Annotated in this window: 18 protein-coding genes; 5 read left to right on the forward strand and 13 right to left on the reverse strand. The window is 62.0% G+C overall.

What is annotated here, in order from left to right; translation table 11 throughout:
• Nucleotides 1–8: 8 nt before the first annotated feature.
• The 7 genes from P9875_RS20700 to P9875_RS20730 form a co-directional block, all read right to left on the reverse strand.
• Entirely contained in the window at nt 9–1,472 is a 1,464-nt protein-coding gene (locus P9875_RS20700) for an ATP-binding protein (RefSeq protein ID WP_278316469.1), read from the reverse strand.
• 14 nt (nt 1,473–1,486) lie between these two features.
• Entirely contained in the window at nt 1,487–2,326 is an 840-nt protein-coding gene (locus P9875_RS20705; protein ID WP_278316470.1) for an HDOD domain-containing protein, read from the reverse strand.
• Nucleotides 2,323–2,655: a hypothetical protein gene (locus P9875_RS20710; RefSeq protein ID WP_278316471.1), complete on the reverse strand. Its 333-nt coding sequence runs from the start codon at nt 2,653–2,655 to the stop codon at nt 2,323–2,325. Before P9875_RS20710 ends, P9875_RS20705 begins: the two co-directional genes overlap by 4 nt.
• Complete coding sequence (locus P9875_RS20715; RefSeq protein ID WP_278316472.1) at nt 2,652–3,494, reverse strand: response regulator; 843 nt, start codon at nt 3,492–3,494, stop codon at nt 2,652–2,654. The genes P9875_RS20710 and P9875_RS20715 overlap by 4 nt, the downstream gene beginning before the upstream one ends.
• Nucleotides 3,495–3,643: 149 nt before the next feature.
• Nucleotides 3,644–4,108 carry a hypothetical protein gene (locus tag P9875_RS20720; RefSeq protein ID WP_278316473.1) on the reverse strand — a complete coding sequence of 155 codons (465 nt, stop codon included), beginning with the start codon at nt 4,106–4,108 and terminating at the stop codon, nt 3,644–3,646.
• A gap of 81 nt (nt 4,109–4,189) precedes the next feature.
• Entirely contained in the window at nt 4,190–5,443 is a 1,254-nt protein-coding gene (locus P9875_RS20725) for a DEAD/DEAH box helicase (RefSeq protein ID WP_278316474.1), read from the reverse strand.
• Nucleotides 5,444–5,522: 79 nt separating this feature from the next.
• Entirely contained in the window at nt 5,523–6,581 is a 1,059-nt protein-coding gene (locus P9875_RS20730) for a DUF4105 domain-containing protein (RefSeq protein WP_278316475.1), read from the reverse strand.
• Between the two features lie 177 nt (nt 6,582–6,758).
• Here P9875_RS20730 and P9875_RS20735 point away from each other — a divergent pair, with 177 nt between their 5' ends.
• Complete coding sequence (locus P9875_RS20735; RefSeq protein ID WP_278316476.1) at nt 6,759–7,463, forward strand: hypothetical protein; 705 nt, start codon at nt 6,759–6,761, stop codon at nt 7,461–7,463.
• 2 nt (nt 7,464–7,465) lie between these two features.
• On the opposite strand, the gene P9875_RS20740 is transcribed toward P9875_RS20735, so the two are convergent.
• Nucleotides 7,466–8,635, reverse strand: a complete 1,170-nt coding sequence (locus P9875_RS20740; RefSeq protein ID WP_278316477.1) for a mandelate racemase/muconate lactonizing enzyme family protein — start codon at nt 8,633–8,635, stop codon at nt 7,466–7,468.
• A gap of 97 nt (nt 8,636–8,732) precedes the next feature.
• On the opposite strand from P9875_RS20740, the gene P9875_RS20745 reads away from it, so the two are divergent.
• Complete coding sequence (locus tag P9875_RS20745) at nt 8,733–9,653, forward strand: LysR family transcriptional regulator (RefSeq protein ID WP_278316478.1); 921 nt, start codon at nt 8,733–8,735, stop codon at nt 9,651–9,653.
• A 42-nt stretch (nt 9,654–9,695) separates the two neighbouring features.
• Complete coding sequence (gene motA / locus P9875_RS20750) at nt 9,696–10,559, forward strand: flagellar motor stator protein MotA (RefSeq protein WP_035820336.1); 864 nt, start codon at nt 9,696–9,698, stop codon at nt 10,557–10,559.
• Between the two features lie 22 nt (nt 10,560–10,581).
• Here the strand turns inward: motA and P9875_RS20755 are convergent, their stop codons facing one another.
• From P9875_RS20755 to P9875_RS20770, 4 genes are all read right to left on the reverse strand, one after another.
• Nucleotides 10,582–10,980 carry a VOC family protein gene (locus tag P9875_RS20755; RefSeq protein ID WP_099400455.1) on the reverse strand — a complete coding sequence of 133 codons (399 nt, stop codon included), beginning with the start codon at nt 10,978–10,980 and terminating at the stop codon, nt 10,582–10,584.
• A 58-nt stretch (nt 10,981–11,038) separates the two neighbouring features.
• The gene (locus tag P9875_RS20760) at nt 11,039–12,481 is read right to left on the reverse strand and encodes a PLP-dependent aminotransferase family protein (protein ID WP_278316479.1); all 1,443 of its coding nucleotides are present in this window, start codon (nt 12,479–12,481) and stop codon (nt 11,039–11,041) included.
• Nucleotides 12,482–12,491: 10 nt separating this feature from the next.
• The gene (locus P9875_RS20765) at nt 12,492–13,076 is read right to left on the reverse strand and encodes a LysE family translocator (protein WP_099400453.1); all 585 of its coding nucleotides are present in this window, start codon (nt 13,074–13,076) and stop codon (nt 12,492–12,494) included.
• A 265-nt stretch (nt 13,077–13,341) separates the two neighbouring features.
• Complete coding sequence (locus tag P9875_RS20770) at nt 13,342–13,653, reverse strand: hypothetical protein (RefSeq protein ID WP_152598724.1); 312 nt, start codon at nt 13,651–13,653, stop codon at nt 13,342–13,344.
• A gap of 309 nt (nt 13,654–13,962) precedes the next feature.
• Here P9875_RS20770 and P9875_RS20775 point away from each other — a divergent pair, with 309 nt between their 5' ends.
• Nucleotides 13,963–14,619 carry an HAD family hydrolase gene (locus P9875_RS20775; protein ID WP_099400452.1) on the forward strand — a complete coding sequence of 219 codons (657 nt, stop codon included), beginning with the start codon at nt 13,963–13,965 and terminating at the stop codon, nt 14,617–14,619.
• A gap of 303 nt (nt 14,620–14,922) precedes the next feature.
• Here P9875_RS20775 and P9875_RS20780 read toward each other — a convergent pair whose 3' ends face one another.
• Nucleotides 14,923–15,918: an AraC family transcriptional regulator gene (locus P9875_RS20780; protein ID WP_099400451.1), complete on the reverse strand. Its 996-nt coding sequence runs from the start codon at nt 15,916–15,918 to the stop codon at nt 14,923–14,925.
• A 59-nt stretch (nt 15,919–15,977) separates the two neighbouring features.
• Here P9875_RS20780 and P9875_RS20785 point away from each other — a divergent pair, with 59 nt between their 5' ends.
• Nucleotides 15,978–17,195, forward strand: a complete 1,218-nt coding sequence (locus tag P9875_RS20785; RefSeq protein WP_278316480.1) for an MFS transporter — start codon at nt 15,978–15,980, stop codon at nt 17,193–17,195.
• The last annotated feature ends 255 nt before the right edge of the window (nt 17,196–17,450 follow it).

Consider the following 17,450-nt stretch of genomic DNA (forward strand, 5'->3'; position numbering starts at 1 on the left):
CTGTTCGGTCATGGTGCGACGGCCTGCGCCTGGCGCACGGGCAAGGTGATGCGAAAGGTGGTGCCGCTGCCGATGACGCTGCGCACGTCGATGCGGCCATGGTGTTTCTGCACCGTCGTGTAGGCCAGCGACAGGCCCAGCCCCGTGCCCTTGCCGACGGCCTTGGTGGTAAAGAAGGGGTCGAAGATGCGCGACAGGTGCTCGGGCGCGATGCCGCCGCCCGTATCCTCGACCTCGATCCACACTTCCGTCGCGTTGTCGCTGCCCGTGCGCAGGGTGATGCGTCCGTGCGCCTCGCCCATGGCGTGGGCCGCGTTGACGACCAGGTTCATGATCACCTGGTTCAGCTCGGAAGGCTGGCATTCGATGTCGGGAATGTCGCCATATTCGCGCACCACGTCGGCCTTGTACTTGACCTCGTTATTCACGATATTGAGCGTGGTATTGATGCCCTGGCGCAAGTCGGCCCAGACCCACTCCTGGTGCGCATCCGTGCGCGAAAAATCCTTCAGGTCCTGCACGATGCGGCGCACGCGCGAAATGCCTTCCTTCGACTCGCCCATCAGCATCGGGATGTCGGTGCGCAGGAAATCCAGGTCGATCTGCTCGCGCAGCGCCCGCAGGCGCGCCGCCACCACGGGGTCGGACACGGCCGGCTCGGCTTCCTCATAGGCGTCGAGCATGCTGAACAGGTCGTCCAGGTAGCCTTCCAGGGTGCCGACATTGGAAAACACATAGCCGATGGGATTGTTGATCTCGTGCGCCACGCCGGCGGCCAGCTGGCCGATCGATGCCAGTTTTTCCGACTGCAGCAGCTTTTGCTGGGCCAGCGACAGCTTGCTGTTCAATTCCGTCAGGGCCAGGTTACGCTCGCGCAATTCCAGATCGGCGATCTGGCGCTGGCGGATGTCGTCGGCCAGGCGCTCGTTCATCTCCGCCAGCTGGGCCGTGCGCTCGGCCACCAGGTGTTCCAGGTTGTCGTGCGCCTTGCGCAGCGCCAGTTCCGCCAGGCGCCGTTCGCTCACGTCGCGCAGGGTTTCGATGGCGCCCACCAGGCGTCCCTGGCGGTCGCGCAGGGGCGCCGCCGTGAAATGCAACCAGTGGCCGTCGGGGCCGATATCGGCAAAAAAATCCTCGGCCTCGAAGGCGCCGGGGATCACGGGTGAACGCTTCAGCTTGCCAAGGTAAAGGTCATTTTCGCCGAGCGCGATGTCGTCGGCCACCAGCAGGTCGGCCAGGCAGGCGCGCGGCTGCGGATAAAACGCCTTCCAGTGGTCGCGCGTGCCGACCATCTCGGCGGCCGCAAAGCCCAGCAACTGCTCGCAGGCGCTGTTCCAGTGCGTCACCACGTGATTCGTGTCGATGGCGAAAGTGGCCACGGGATGGCCGTCGAAAAATGCCGACAGCGCGATGGTGTCGCCCTGACGGCGTTCCGGCTTGGCCGGCAGCGCCTGCCCTGCATCTGTTTCCATGGCCTCTATCCTGTTCATGCCAGCATGATCCGCGACATTTCATCGAAGGTGTGTTCCGTTTGCCCCAGCAGCGCCAGCCAGGCGGGTTCGTCCAGCGCGATGCTACGCCAGCCCGTCGGCGACAGGGGCGGCACCAGCGCATCGTCGACGCCGGCCAGGTCGAGCGCCAGGGCAACGGCATTGGCCAGGTGCACGGCCAGCGGCAGGCCGCCCGCTTCCAGGCGGTCGATGGCATGGTGGTCGGCCACCGCCTGCTGTATCGCCTCGGGAAACTTCCAGTAGGCGGCAAGGGCGCTGCCCACCTGCGCGTGATCGATGCCGATGACGGCCAGTTCCGCCTCGGCCATCTGGCAATCGTGCGCCTGGCGGTGGCTGCGCACGAGCGCGTGTTCGGCCGGGAAGCGCGTCACCAGCACCAGGGTGCCCAGGTCGTGCAGCAGGCCGGCCGTGAACGCCGTTTCGGGATTGACGCGCAGGTGCGGCGCCAGCAGGCGCGCGGCAATGGCCGTGGCCAGCGAGTGGCGCCAAAAGGCCTGGAAATCGAAGCCGCCGCTGACGGGTGCGAAACTGCCCGTCAGGGCGCACGCCGTGACGACGGTGCGGATGCTGTGAAAGCCCAGCACGGAAACGGCTTGCGGAATACTGGTGACCTTCGATTGCATGCCGTAGAACGAGGAATTGGCGATGCGCAAGGTCTTCGCCGCCAGGGCCTGATCCAGCTCGATCTTTTGCGCCAGCACGTGCACGTCCGTGTCATCCTGGTCCATGCTCGACAGCAGTTCCAGCACCACCACCGGCAGCGAAGGCAGTTCCTGGATCTGGCGGATGATGTGTTCAAAACTGAGGCGTGTCATGCCACGCCCCCTTGCCGGTAGCGCTGCAGCAGCGCCAGTAGTTCGGCCCCGGCGGAATCGGCCGGTGTGGCGCGGAACAGCACGGCCAGCCGTTCCAGGCGGCGCAAGCGTTCCTGCTCGGCATGCGCCTGCGCGGCGGGGTCAAGCACCTCGTCCATGACGACGCGGCAGCGCTCCACATTGCGCCGGCGCAGAGCCGTCAGGTTCGCCGCCGTCAGAGTGGCGCCCTGGGCCAGCAGCACGGCGCCGCTGGCGTCGTTCAAGGCCTGCGCCAGCACCATGCCTTCCTGCGCCTGCTCCATCGAAATCTCGCGTCCGCTTTCACTCATGTATCTGCTCCATGACGACTCAGGGTGACGAGGCTGCCGCGCGAGCGCGAATGCAGGCCCATCGGATGGACGGCCACGGCGTACGGCTGACCATCGATGGCGGCCAGACGGGGGGCGCCCTGCCCGTCGAACAATTGCGGCAAGACGATCGCCGCCTCGTTGCCCAGCAGGGCCGCGCCCCGTTCGAACAGGTTGGCCGCCGCCGCGTTGATAAAGGCGATCATGCCGTCCTCATCAAGCCCGATCACGGGCAGCGGCAGAAATTGCAGCAGTTCGCGCGCGATGCCCAGGCTGACTTCATCGCGGCTGATCTGGTGCTGCTGCTGGCGCACCAGCGCCTGCATGGCGGCATTGGCGGCCGCCAGCGCCTGGTTGGCGTCGCGCAGCTGCGCATTGAGGCGCACATTGTCGTCGTCGATGCCTTTCAGGCGAAACGCTTCGGCGATATGCTCGCGCAGCTGGTGGTCTTCCCAGGGCTTGGTGAGGAATTTGAAAATGGCGCCCTCGTTGACGGCGTCCGTGACGGCCTGCAACTCGGTGTAGCCCGACAGCATGATGCGGATGGTTTGCGGGCGCAGCAGCTTGGCCTTGCGCAGGAAGTCGGCGCCCAGCATGCCCGGCATGCGCTGGTCCGAGACGATGACGTCGACGGCGTGGCTGGCCAGCACGTCCAGCCCTTCCTGGCCGCCGTTGGCCGTCAGGATATGGTAGCCGTCGCGCCGCAGCAGGCGCTTGAGGGAAGCGAGGATATTCGGTTCGTCATCGACCAGCAGCAAGGTGCGCGGCGGCGCCGCAGGCACCGCCGTCCCTGACATGTCATGCTCGTCGTGCACATCCATCGGACCATCCTCTCATCGCCGCAGCGATATCGGAGCTTGCCTGGAGGGAGAATTTGCCGCGCGAGACCATCTTGCGCGGCAGCCAGCTTGCACTGAAATTATACGACTAAATATTCCCGTATGACACTAATCCGGCACTTATCCGCCACTTATCCGCGCTGTACAGGACAAGGCGTGTCGCGGTAAAACACAAAGCCGCCCAGGCCGATGGCTTGCGTGTCGGCCTTCACGGCGTAGACCAGCGTATTCTTGGCGGCCTCGACCCTCAGCAGGTTCTTGTGCAGCACCGTTTGCGCGTGCGACAGTTCCAGCGACGGCGTCGGCGCCAGTTGCAAACGCAGCTCGGACGTGGCCGCATCGTAGGCCCAGCGGCCCGGATTGAAAAAGGCGAAGCCACCGTCGAAACGCAGGCTGCCATCCTTGAACTGGGTCAGGCAAATACCGGGAAATTCGCTGGGCGGGTTGTACCAGGTGGCGGCCACGGCGGCGTCGGCCGGCGTCTTGCCCGGCATCTGCATGCCGGTGCTGTCATTTTTTCCGCCCATGCCGGCGCAACCGGCCAGCGCCAGCGCGCAAGCCAGAGCGCCCGCGCGCGTGATGAATATCATGTGCATTGCCGTCCCCTTGCTTTATAGAAACATCATCTTAAAGCGGGACGGCCAGCCGTTCAAGCGGCTAGCGCACATAAGGGGGATTTAATTGCCTTCGGCCGCCTTCGCAGCCGCTTCACGCAATTTATCCTTCTTGCTCTTGCGCGCGCCCTTCACGCCGCCATTCACCGTATCGGTGACGGGATGCACGGGCGCGGGCAATTCCGTCGGCTCGAAACCGGCCACCACTTCGCGCACGATGCGCAAGTCGTTGCGGTTTTCGATCAGGCGGAAATGCGCTTCCGTGTCGGCCGTCACGAAACTGATGGCCGTGCCGCTTTCGCCGGCGCGGCCCGTGCGGCCGATGCGGTGCGTGTAGTCGACGGCCGAGCGGGGCAAGTCATAGTTGACGACGGCCGGCAAGCCGGCGATGTCGATGCCGCGCGCGGCCACGTCGGTGGCCACCAGCACCTGCAAGCGGCAGGCCTTGAAGTCGGCCAGCAGCTGGCTGCGCGTACCCTGGCTAAATTCGCCATGGAAGGCGCCCACGTGCAGGCCGGCGCGCTGCAATTTGTCGGCCACGTGTTCGGCCGCGTACTTGGTGGCGACAAAGACCAGCACGCGCTCCCACTGCTGCTGCAGGATCAGGTAGCGCAGCAGCTGCGTGCGGCGCGGCACGTCGACCGTGATGGCGCGCTGCACGATGTCGGGCTTGTCCTGCGGTTCGGACGCCACTTCGATGCGCACGGGTTCCTTGAGCAGGCTGTCGGCCAGCGCCTGCACGCTGTCGGGGAAGGTGGCGGAGAAGAACAGGTTTTGCCGCTTGCCCGGCAGCAGCGCCAGGATGGCATTGATTTCCTCGCTAAAACCCATGTCGAGCAAACGGTCGGCCTCGTCGAGCACGCACAGCGACACGCCGCCCAGCTTCACGGCGTTCTGGCGCACCAGGTCCAGCAAGCGGCCCGGCGTGGCGACGACGATATCGGCGCCGCCGCGCAAGTCCATCATCTGCGGATTGATCGACACGCCGCCGAACAGCACGGAAATCTTCAGTTTGATCGGCAGCGGCTTGGCCAGCGCGTGCACGGTCTGCCCCACCTGCGCCGCCAGCTCGCGCGTGGGCACGAGGATCAGCGCGCGCACCTGGCGCGGGCCGGAAACGGGCGCCATCAGCGCCTGCAGCAGCGGGAGCGCGTAGGCGGCCGTCTTGCCGGACCCCGTCTGGGCCGCGCCCAGCACGTCGCTGCCGCGCAGGATGGCGGGAATGGCGGCTGCCTGGATGGCCGTCGGCGCGGCATAGCCGGCCTTGTCGACGGCACGGACCAGGGCGGGAATCAGACCCAGTGAGGAAAATGGCATAGCGGGCCTTCTTTATTCGTAAAGTGAGACCGGCCGCGAAAGGCGGCCGGTCGGAATTGCGACAGTATAAGGCAGACGGCTACTGACGTGGCATTTGCAGCTTCGAAAAGCCCGCTTCGTCATAGCCGGGCATGGCGCGGCGGATGGCGTGCGAAAAATCAGGATCGTCGTTGGCCGCACGCGCGCGCGCCGTGACGTGGCCGCCATCGCGCAGCTGCTGGAAGCTCAGGCCGGGCACCAGGCCCTTGACGTCGAACAGGTAGCGGTCCAGGTAGCCCGAGGCCATCAGCCGGTAGTCGAGCGGCAGGCCAGGCACGATACGGCGCACCATCTCGAAGACGATGGTGGTGCAGTTGGCCGTCAGGGTGTTATAGAACCGCGGCTGGTTCTTCAGCGCTTGCGCCTCGTCCAGGTAGGCGAGGAACAGCGAACGCATGGCCGCCTTGGGCATCATGACGCGGTACAGATGCATGTCCTCGCCGCGCGCATTCGTGCGCACGCGCAGGATGTCGCGCTCGTCGGCGGCGATCAGACTCATCTCGAAATGCTTGAAGAAGCCGCCGATGGCGGAAAAGCTCTCGCCCTTCTCCTTGCGGATCTCGATGGAAAACGTCAGAAAGCGCCCGTCCGCAAAGCCGAACGAGATCAGCGTGTGCGCAATGTACGGGCCCGTCCAGTACGACAGCGCCGTGTCCACCGTGCGCAGTTCGTCGAGGTCGTAGCTGCGCTGCTCCCACTTGACCGTGTAGTCGTCATCGCTGCGCCAGTCGAAATTGCGCACATTGTCCAGGGTGACGAGATTGCCAGCCACCTTGCCGGTGACATTGCGCGCCACGTCGTCGGCCCACACGCGCTGCTGTTTCGGCGTGATGAAACTCCACCACACGAGCAGCAGCAGGAAACCGGCCGCATACGGCAGCAGCACGCGCGCGTCGCCCCGCATCCACCACAGCGCAATGCTGGCCACGCCCAGCGCACCCCACAGCAGCGCGCCGATGCCTTGCGCGGCCGTGCCGCCGGACAGCTGGTACCACAGCGCCAGCGCGCCCCACAGTGCAGTCAACAGGAGAATCAGGGAAACGGCCATTTTGCCGAAGGTGCCCAGCACGGAGCGGGCACGATGTGATAAGAAAGTCATGCCCTGATTATAAGGGCAAGCTCAGGAACAGGTGAGTTCAGACAGGTTTCGATGCAACAGGCTACAACAGCATTGCTTGCCTGCCAATTTGTTTCATGAGAGCATGCTATCCAGATAAAATGTATAGACAAGGTGCTCTGTCACGGCAGCGCTGCCTTGGCCATTCCAGGAGATACCTTGCAGTCCCCTTCCCTCTACGTCCTCGCCGGCAGCCTCAATTCCCTCTTCATCGTCGTCAGCCTGTTTGGCCTGTGGTCGCAGCTGCAAAAAATCTGGCAGCGCAAGCGCGATGCCGGCATCGGCGCCGGCAAGACGACGGACATTTTGTCCATCAACCAGTTCACCGTCAGCTTCCTCGCGTATTGCGCGTTTTTTGTGTACGGCTATTCGATCACGCCATTCAACCACTACATCGTCTGGCCGCGCCTGATCGCGTCCTTGATCGCGCTGGCCATCCTGTTCGAGATTTACCGCGACCGGCGCAGCCGGGCATCGCGCAATGCGCTGCTGGCCTGCGCGCTGCTGCTGTGCGCGGGCGTGGCGGGCCTGGCCTTCGGCCCTACCTTCACGGATGAAAAGCGCGTGATCTCGCAAAGCCTGATCGTCGCCGTCACCGTGCTGCTGGCGCAGGGCTATGCGCACCAGATTGGCCTGATCTGGCGCTCGGGCAAGACGGGCGCCGTGTCCCTGAAAATGAGCCAGTTCATCCTGGCGATGGATGTCAGCACCATCTTCTTTGCCTGCGTCATGGGGCTGTCGACGGGCTGGCCCTTGCTGCTGCTGGCCAGCGTCAGCGCCACGACCAAGCTTGCCATCATGTGGCTGTTCCGCTGGGAGAAAACCAGCCCCGCCGCGCAGGGGAAACGGCAGGCGCTGGCCTGAGCCTACTGTCCGCTCAACGCGCGCATTTCCGCATACAGGTTCGCCTTGCCCTCGAAGCCGATGCCGACCAGGTCCGGCATGGTGATGTGGCCGTTCTCGACCTTGACGCCATCGGGAAAACCGCCGAACGGCTGGAACAGATCGGGATACGATTCATTGCCGCCCAGGCCCAGCCCTGCCGCGATATTCAGCGACATCTGGTGGCCGCCGTGCGGGATGCAGCGGCTGCGCGACCAGCCGTGCTGCTGCAGCATGTCCAGGGTGCGCAGATATTCCACCAGGCCGTAGCTGAGGGCGCAATCGAACTGCAGCCAGTCGCGGTCGGCGCGCATGCCGCCGTAGCGGATCAGGTTGCGCGCATCCTGCATGGAAAACAGGTTTTCGCCCGTCGCCATAGGCTTGTCGTAATAGCTGCGCAGGGTCGCTTGCAGCTCGAAGTCGAGCGGGTCGCCCGCCTCTTCATACCAGAACAGGTCGTACTGGCGCAGCGCCTTGGCGTAGGCGATCGACGTGTCGAGGTCGAAGCGGCCGTTCGCATCCACGCACAGCTTTTGCCCGTCCTGCAGCACCTCCATGATGGCGTCGATGCGGCGCAAGTCCTCGTCCAGCGAAGCGCCGCCGATCTTTTTCTTGACCACCGTATAGCCGCGGTCGATATAGCTGCGCATCTCGTCCTGCAGGGCGGACAGGCTCTGGCCCGGGTAGTAATAGCCGCCGGCCGCATACACGAAGACTTTTTTGTCCGGCACGCCCGTGCCGTGGCGCTCGGCCAGCAGCTGGAACAGGGGCTTGTTCTCGATCTTCGCCACGGCATCCCAGATGGCCATGTCGATGGTGCCGATGGCCACCGAACGCTCGCCATGGCCGCCCGGCTTTTCATTCGTGTACATGCAGTCCCACACCTTGTGCGGGTCAAAGTTGCTGCCGTCCTCCGTCACGAAGCTGGCGGGATCGGCATCGAGGATGCGGGGAATGAAACGCTCGCGCATCAGCATGCCCTGGCCGTAGCGGCCATTCGAATTGAAGCCGTAGCCGACGACAGGCTTACCGTCACGCATCACGTCGGTGACGACGGCCACCAGGCTCAGGGTCATCTTGGTGAAGTCGATGTAGGCGTTGCGGATGGAGGAAGAGATGGGGATGGTCTTTTCGCGGATTTCAACGATTTTCATGCGGGTCTCCTGTGCTTGAATGGTGACGCCAGCTTAACCGCGATAAGCAGTCGTATAATCGATAGAAATTTAAACCATTCTTCACTTGAAGTTAATAATGAAAAGCGACGCCACCACGGAAATGGCCTTCTTTGTGCTGCTGGCCAAGCTGGGCAGCCTGTCGGCCACGGCGCGCGAACTGGGCATCACGCCGCCGGCCGTCAGCAAGCGATTGCTGCTGATGGAACAGCGCCTGGGCGTGCGTTTGCTGAACCGCAGCACGCGGCGCATCAGCCTGACGGGCGATGGCGAAAACTACTTGCACCAGGCGCGGCAAATCCTCGACGACATCCGCGCCATGGAAGAATCCCTGGCCAGCGGCAGCGCCGAGCCGCGCGGACTGCTGCGCGTGAATGCCACCCTGGGTTTTGGGCGCACGGTGATCGCGCCCCTGCTGTCGCAATTCGCGCTGCGCCACCCGCAGCTGGAAGTGCAGCTGCAACTGACGGACAGCCCCATCAACCTGGTCGAGCAGGCGTACGACCTGGGCATCCGCTTCGGCGACCTGCCCGACACGCGGCTGTCGGCGCGACGCATCATGTCGAACCGGCGTTTCCTGTGCGCCTCGCCCGCCTACCTGCAGGCGCACGGCACGCCGCAGACACCGGACGAGCTGGCGCAGCACCGATGCATCGTGCACCGGCAGAATGACGACGCCTACGGCATCTGGCGTTTGAGCCGGGGCCGTGCCACCCACACGGTGAAAGTGCGCGGCACGGTGGCCAGCAATGATGGCGACGTGGTGCTGGGCTGGGCCCTGGACGGCCACGGCATCCTGCTGCGTTCGGAATGGGACCTGACGCGCTACCTCGACAGCGGCCGCCTGCGCGTGGTGCTGGCCGATTACGCGCTGGCGCCGGCCGACCTGTACGCCTACTACCCGAGCCGCCACCAGCTGCCCGCCAAAGTGCGCGCTTTTATCAATTTTCTCATCGAGCAGTTGCAGCCGGAAGCGGCCACGGCGGCCAAATCAGGTTAAACTACAATATTGCGATATGGCAATATTATGAAGGAGTAGGTTTTGCTAGTCATACTCGGATTTCTCGTCGTGCTGTTTTCCGTCTTTGGCGGCTTCGCCATGCAGGGGGGGCATTTGGGCGCCCTGTTCCAGCCGCTGGAACTGCTGATGATCGGCGGCGCCGCGCTGGGCACCTTCTTTGTCGGCAATGACGCCAAGGCCATCCGCGCCACGTTCGCCGCCCTGCCCACCCTGTTCCACGGCTCGCAATACACGAAGGCGCGCTATATGGAACTGATGGGCCTGATGTATGAAATCCTCAGCAAGATCCGCAAGGAAGGCCTGATGTCGGTCGAGGACGATATCGACGACCCCTACCGCAGCGCCATCTTCGTGAAATATCCGTACACGCTCGGTGACGAGCACATCCTGGAATTCATCACCGATTACCTGCGCCTGATGGTGTCGGGCAATATGGACGCCTACCAGATCGAGAATCTGATGGATAACGAGATCGAGACGCACCATGAAGATGCGGAAATGCCGATCCAGACGATTTCGCAGCTGGCCGACGCCATGCCCGCCTTCGGCATCGTGGCCGCCGTGATGGGCGTGGTGCACACGATGGCTTCCGTCGGCTTGCCGCCGGCCGAGCTGGGCGTGCTGATCGCGCAGGCACTGGTGGGCACCTTCATCGGCATCCTGCTGGCCTACGGTTTCATCGCGCCGCTGGCCAGCTTGCTGCGCCGCAAGCACCATGAAACGGCGAAGATGTACCAGTGCGTGAAAGTGACCCTGTTGGCCAGCCTGAACGGCTATGCGCCGGCGCTGGCCGTGGAATTCGGCCGCAAGGTCATTTCCGCCACGGAACGCCCATCGTTCAGCGAACTGGAAAACCACGTGCGCCAGGTGCGCACGAAGAACTGATCCGGCCGGTTAGCCTCAATCGTCAGGCTTCCGGCGCCGTCCAGACCAGGTTCCACAGGTGGCCATCGATATCCTCGAAGCCCTGGTCATACATGAAGCCATGGTCTTCGGGCGGATGCGGTATGCGGCCACCGGCGGCCGCCGCCCTGGCGATCAGGCCGTCCACCTCTTCCCGGCTTTCGCAACTGAGGCAAATGACGACTTCATTGGCCTCCTTCGCCTTCGCAACCGGCTTGCCGATCAGTGACTGGAAGAAGGCTTCCGTCGTCAGCATGGCCTGGATGCTGCCGTCGACGATGTTCATGAACGCCGCGTTCTCGCCGCTGAAGCGGGGATCGAAGGTAAAGCCAAGGGCGGAAAAGAAGGCCCGGGATGTGTCCAGGTCCTTGACGGGCAGGTTGAGGATGATCTGTTTGTGCATGGCGTTTCCTTGCTCACACGTTGACGAAAAAACCGTTCTTCCAGAATACCAATAAAAACTAAAGAAAGGCGCGGGCCAGGCTTGAGCGCGCGCCAGCCACCGCACGCAGGCGTTCTTCAAGGTAGGCGCTCACGCGGGGATGCTGGCTGAAGGCGACGTTGAAGCGGATGTGCTGGTCGGGCGTGTCGTTGGCCGAAAACGCGGCGCCGCGCATCAGCAGGATCTTGTTGCGGTAGGCGTCCTGCACCAGCAAGTCCACGTCCAGCCCTTCGGGCATGCTGCCCCACAGGAAAATGCCTGCGTCGCCGGGCTGCTCGAACAGCACGCCGGCCGCGCTCAGTTGCCGCGTGCTGGCGTTGCGCGCCACCATGATCTTGCGTTGCAGCCGCTCCAGGTGCTTGCGCAGATTGCCGGCCTTGAGCACTTCCAGCAACACGTATTCGTTCAGCGCAGGCAAGGTCATGATGGAATGGATCTTGGTGCGCATCAGCAGCTTGAGCAGGTTGGGCGCCGCGGCCAGGTAGCCCATGCGCAGGGCCGGGCTCAGCGCCTTGCACAGACTCGAATAATAGATCACGCCGTCGAGTCCGGACAACGACGCCAGCCGCGTGCTGTGGCCCGGCTGGAAATGGCCGTGCACGTCGTCTTCGGCGATCAGGAAGCCATGCTGCTGCGCCATGATCAACACCTTGTGCAAGTTGGCGGCGCTGCTGCTCCACCCGGTGGGATTGTGCAAGGCCGTCTGCATGAACAGCAGACGCGGACGGTGCGCGCGGCAAGCCGCTTCCAGTTCGTCCAGGTCGAGGCCATCGGGGCGGCGCTTGATGGGCACCAGGCGCACGCCGTCCTGGCGCAGCCTGCCGAACATCAGGAAGTATCCGGGGTCTTCCACCAGCACCGTATCGCCGGGCTGCAGAAACGTGCGGCAGATCAGATCGATGGCATGGGTGCCGCCGAACGTGGTGAGGATGTGGCTGGCGTCCGCGGCGATGCCGATGCCGCGCATCAGCAGCGCGATCTGCTCGCGCAGTTCGGCCAGCCCTTGCGGCGGACAGCGCGAGGCCATGCCGGCCGCGCTGCGCGCCAGGCCACGCTGCACGGCGGCGGCCGGCAGCGCGTCCTGCAGCCAGGTGGGCGGCAAGGCGCCGCTGCTGGCCAGCAGCACGCCCGGCCGCTGGTCATTCACTTGCTGGCTCAGCCAGACCGGCTCCTGCTCCTGGCCCGCTTCCAGCGCCACCTCGTCGGGAATGGCGCGGCTGGCGTCAGTGGGTGCGCACACGAAGAAGCCCGTCGTACCGTGCGTATCGATGACGCCCGCGGCCACCAGCCTGTCATACGCCACCACCACGGTGTTGGTGCTGACCGCGAGTTGCGTGGCGAGCTGGCGGATCGACGGCAGCCTGGTGCCGCCAGGCAGGACGCGTTGCGCGATCTGCAGGCGCAATGCGGCCTCGATCTGCTTGAACAGGGCGATGGGCGAGGAGCGGTCGATGGCGAGCATGGGTGGAAGTCTAGCGTAAAAACGTCACGGCGAGGACCAGCAGGATGGCGCCCATCGTGAGATTGAAGATGCGCTGGTTGCGGGGCGCTTTCAGCACGCTGCGAATCGAGACGCCGAACAGCGCCCACATGGCGTTGCACGGCGTGCCCACCACGGTGCCGATCACGGACACCAGCAGCGCGTTGGCGAGCATATTGCCCTGCGCAGGCATGAAGACCGACGCCATGGTGACCGCCTTGAGCCAGCTCTTGGGGTTGAGCGCCTGAAACAGCGCGGCCTGCGCAAACGACACGGCTTTCGCTGTGCTGCCTCCCGCCACCGAGGCGCCGGCAAGCTTCCAGGCCAGGAACATCAGGTACAGCGCGCCCGCGATGCGCAGCACCTGCTGCGCCATCGGATACGCGACGAACACACTGCCCAGCCCCACGCACATGAGCATGGTCTGCACAAAGATGCCGGCCTGGATGCCGAGGATCACCGGCACCGCACCGCGATAGCCGAAATTGGCGCCGGTGGTGGCCAGCATGACGTTGTTCGGCCCGGGCGTGGCGGACATCACAAAGCAGTAGCTCATCAGGGGCAGGAGTTCGGTCATGGCAGGCAGTCGCAGCGTGGAGAAGGCCCCAGTCTAGAAGCCCGGCACGGCAGGGACAAGACACAAGGCGCCGCATACAGGCACATGCTGTATCAGTCGAACGACTGCTACAGCGGCGATACAGGCAGCCCCGCCCGGACAAGCATTTGGAAAGCGCTGTTTCTGTCCGGTTGCGGCCGACAGCGCCGAAGGCATTGTCAATGTTGATAACGGACTTCAGCGTCCACCGCAGGCGCACAACGCAACTGGCGGATTGCCAGTGGGCTCAAGCGAGTCGAATTGTCATTTCAAAGGCGCTTCCACATTGGCCGGGATACCACCCCTTCATCAATGCCTGTCGAATAGCGTGTTCCACAACTGAGGGCGTGATAGCACGCGTGAAATTACCCAGCCAAATATCCGGACGTGCGATATCTGTTCTCACCAGAAGGGTGGTTCGGCCACCGCTTTCAGATTCCACTGCGAAAGACAGATTCGCTTCCCCCATGGCCTGTGTATAGGTGGGCAGACTGACCGACCATCGATATGGTAAAGAATCGACAATAATTCGGCGGCTTCCTTTTCTTGCAATGGACATGATATTTCCTGTGCTTCTGCTCCTGGCTGCGGACTCAATCAATCAACTCAACACTTTAACTTAAATGCATCGTTGCAGAGTGCGAATGATGCGAAAGAAAAACCGAATCAATTGCGCTGCGCCCCGTGGAACCCGAGATTAACGTTGCGAGAGGTTTAGCCGTGGAACGGGTGATGTTGAAGACCTTGGCGGCTTCGCGGTCGGACAGTCCGGTTGCCGGTTCCACATAACGCGTTTCTGACAGGACGCGGGTTCTTGGTACGACCTTTTTCTCCTTGATGTAACATGCCAAGGTCAACAAAGAGGCTTATGAATTCAAACACCCAATCCGAGTCGGTTCGCGCCATAGATACCGTCGTATTCGACCTTGGCAATGTTCTTATCGAATGGAATCCACGTGCCCTGTACAGAAAGATTTTTGGCACTGACGAGGCCGGTATGGAATATTTTCTCTCTGAAGTATGCAATACCGCTTGGAATGAGCAACAGGATTGCGGGCGGACATGGGCGGACGGGATCGCTACGGCGATCAAACAGCATCCAGAGCATGAACCTCATATTAGAGCGTTCCATGAGCGCTGGGAGGAAATGATCCCAGGTGCCATTGATGCAACTGTGGATGTCCTGGCGCAGCTTCGTACGCTAGATATTCGACTTCTCGCCCTCACAAACTGGTCCGACGAGACCTTTCCTATCGCTCAACGCCGCTTCCCCTTCCTGAGTTGGTTTGAAGGTATTATTGTCTCTGGCCGGGAGCGACTGATAAAGCCAGACCCGGCTATCTTTAAACTAATGATTGATCGGTATCAGCTCCGCCCTGGGTCCACTGTCTTCATCGATGACAGTATTTGCAATGTTGAAGCTTCCGCAGCGGAAGGGATTCACGGCATCCACTTTAAAAGTGCCCCCGAGCTGGCATGCAAACTGAGGGCGCTGGGTATTCCACTGGCCGATCGGAGTTGCTGATGGAAAACGTCTGGCTGACATACGCCAAGCAACTACAAGCTTCGGTATGGGCATCGGCCAGACCGCGATCCGTCGCTGGCTGCAGCAGTTCACTGCAGAGCAGAACGGGCAGCCCTGCATCGGCAAGCCGCTCACCGCCGGTCATCCCCCCATTTTTAGAATGCGCTAAAAGCAGAGGTTAAGCGGCCAAGGCAATCGCGTCAAATCGTCGAGAAATGCGCTTGATCGACGTGCTGTTCGGCTACTTCGCGCGCCAATGTTGCTGAAAAATGGATTGATCAGCGCTTCCCTCAGCTCTTCTCCTCAAAGCATTTGCCGACAGGCACCCGGCGGCTTGCCGATGACGCGCTTGAAAGCACGACTGAACGCGGCTTGAGATGTATAGCCAAGGCGTCGGGCGACGACGTCGATGGACACTCTTTCGTGAGTGAGCAATTGTGTGGCAAGACGCATTCTCAATTCCGTGGCATAGCGCAGGGGCGGCACACCGATGGTGGTTTCAAAGCGTCGCGCGAAGACAGAGCGGGAGATATGACACTCCGCAGCCAACTGTGCAACCGTCCATTCACGACCAGGCTGGCGGTGCAGCGCCAATATGGCACGAGCAAGGCGCGGATCCCGCAATGCGGCGAGGAGACCAGAAGCGTTTTCACAACCGCATTCAATCCAGCCGCGCACGATCATTGCTGCCGCGACCTCCGCCAGGCGAGCCAGAATGCCTGCAAAGCCAATACGGCCGGCGCAGATTTCACGCTTCATTGAATCAAGAACAGGCAATAAGCCAGGATAGCCTTGCGTTTGCGTGTCGGCCACCATGACGGTTGGCATCAGCTTGCCGATCCCTTGCATCCCGCCGAGATCGAATTCCATGCAGCCGTAAAAAATAACCGCACTGGGCACGGTGTGCGTACTGGGACATGTGTCGACTCCGCTAACGGATTCACCGAGGGGCGCGGCATCGAACTTTGCGATGTCCTGAAATGCAATATCCGCATCCGACAGAAGCTGATGTCTCCTGCCGTGAGGCATGAACACCGCGCTACCGGCAGACAGCTTGTGCAACTCACCATCATCGGTACATATGAAGGCAGTGCCAACGGCCAGGAAGTGGAAGTAGGCATGGCCTGGCTTGTCTTCAAAGCCTATGCCGAAAGCTGGGCCGGTCTGAATACGGCGGTACTGGACTCCACGCAGGCGCATACCTGTCAATAGTTCGCTGACGAGATTAGACGATGGAAAAATTTGATTTTGCTTGCTCATGTTAGGTGTTTCGATCAAAACATCAGGAGTTACCATCATAGATCATCCTGCATTTTACCTCTAGACTTTCGACTCCGATTGTTTTAGGGATTGTAGAGATGAACAACGATGTTTTTGCTACCGAGCAAACGCCCAACGCAAACGATGCGTCTGTTTCAGAGCCAGCGACAGCAGCATGGATGGCCGTGTTTTCACTGGCCATGGGGGTTTTCGGTTTACTGACGGCGGAGTACCTGCCAGCCAGTCTGTTGACCCCGATGGCCTTCGATCTTGGTGTATCGGAGGCACTAGCTGGTCAGGCAGTGACGGTGACGGCCGTCGTGGCCATGTTCGCCGGGCTGTCGGTGCCAGGTCTCACGCGTCATTTTGACCGGCGTGTCGTCTTGTTGGCTTTCACAGTGCTGATGATCGCCTCCAATTTGCTAGTGGCGTTGTCCTCAAGCTTGACAGTATTGTTGGTGATGCGCATTCTTCTGGGCGTCGCGTTAGGCGGCTTTTGGAGCATGGCGGCAGCCGTGGCTATGCGGCTGGTGCCGGCAAAGTTGGTGCCGCGAGCGCTATCCATCATATTCAGTGGCATCGCCATCGGGACGGTCGTTTCCGTACCGTTGGGCAGCTACCTGGGAGGGCTATATGGCTGGCGCAGTGCATTTATAGCAGCCGCGGCTGTCGGAGGGCTGACACTTTTGTTTCAATTGTTCACGCTGCCCCGTATGGCGCCGCGCACGATGATGCGCACGACATCGGTACTGCAATTGCTCCGTCGCCCGGGAATTGGGATCGGGATGTTGGGCTGCGTACTTGCCCATACCGGGCAATATGCATTGTTCACCTATATTCGCCCCGCTCTTGAAAGCGTTGTCCATATCGATGTAAACGGTTTGTCTCTGATGCTCCTGGGTTTTGGTGTCGCCAACTTCGTTGGCACGCTGCTGGCCGGCTGGCTAATGGAGCGTAGCCTGCGTGCTACTTTAGTGCTCATGCCTGCGCTGGTGGGCTTGACGGCATTCGGCATGATCTTACTGCCAGTCCAAGGAACAGGCCTGATGCTTTTGGTCGCTCTGTGGGGCCTGGCGTTCGGCGGCGTACCTGTCGCCTGGTCCAACTGGGTAGCCCGTGCTGTCCCTGATCAAGCGGAGACAGCTGGTGGCATGGTCGTCGCCGCGGTACAGTCGTCAATAGCTGCCGGCGCTGCATTGGGTGGCATGATGTTCGGGTTTGGTGGAGTGACGGGCGTTTTCATTATTGCTGGCGTGGTGATGCTGTTCGCCGCTCTCGTTATCGCTTTAAAAGTTCGAATCGAACTGCCGCAGTGACCCGCCACGAGTTCGCCAGACGCACTTCAGGCGATCAAAATACTGCTTTTCGCTGATGACCAGTCCACCGCCAGCGTACGATATTCTCGGTCTCACCGAGCGTTCATCCAGATGCTCGGGAAAGAGAACACTCTGGCTGCGGTCGGTTCCCTCGACAAAACGCTTCATCCTGCTCTCCTGATTACGTCAAATGAGATATTAACGCTTCAGAAAAAATCTCGTTTACATTGGGGTGCGTTTTCACACACTCTGGCC

Source organism: Janthinobacterium rivuli (assembly GCF_029690045.1).
Lineage (GTDB): Bacteria > Pseudomonadota > Gammaproteobacteria > Burkholderiales > Burkholderiaceae_D > Janthinobacterium > Janthinobacterium rivuli.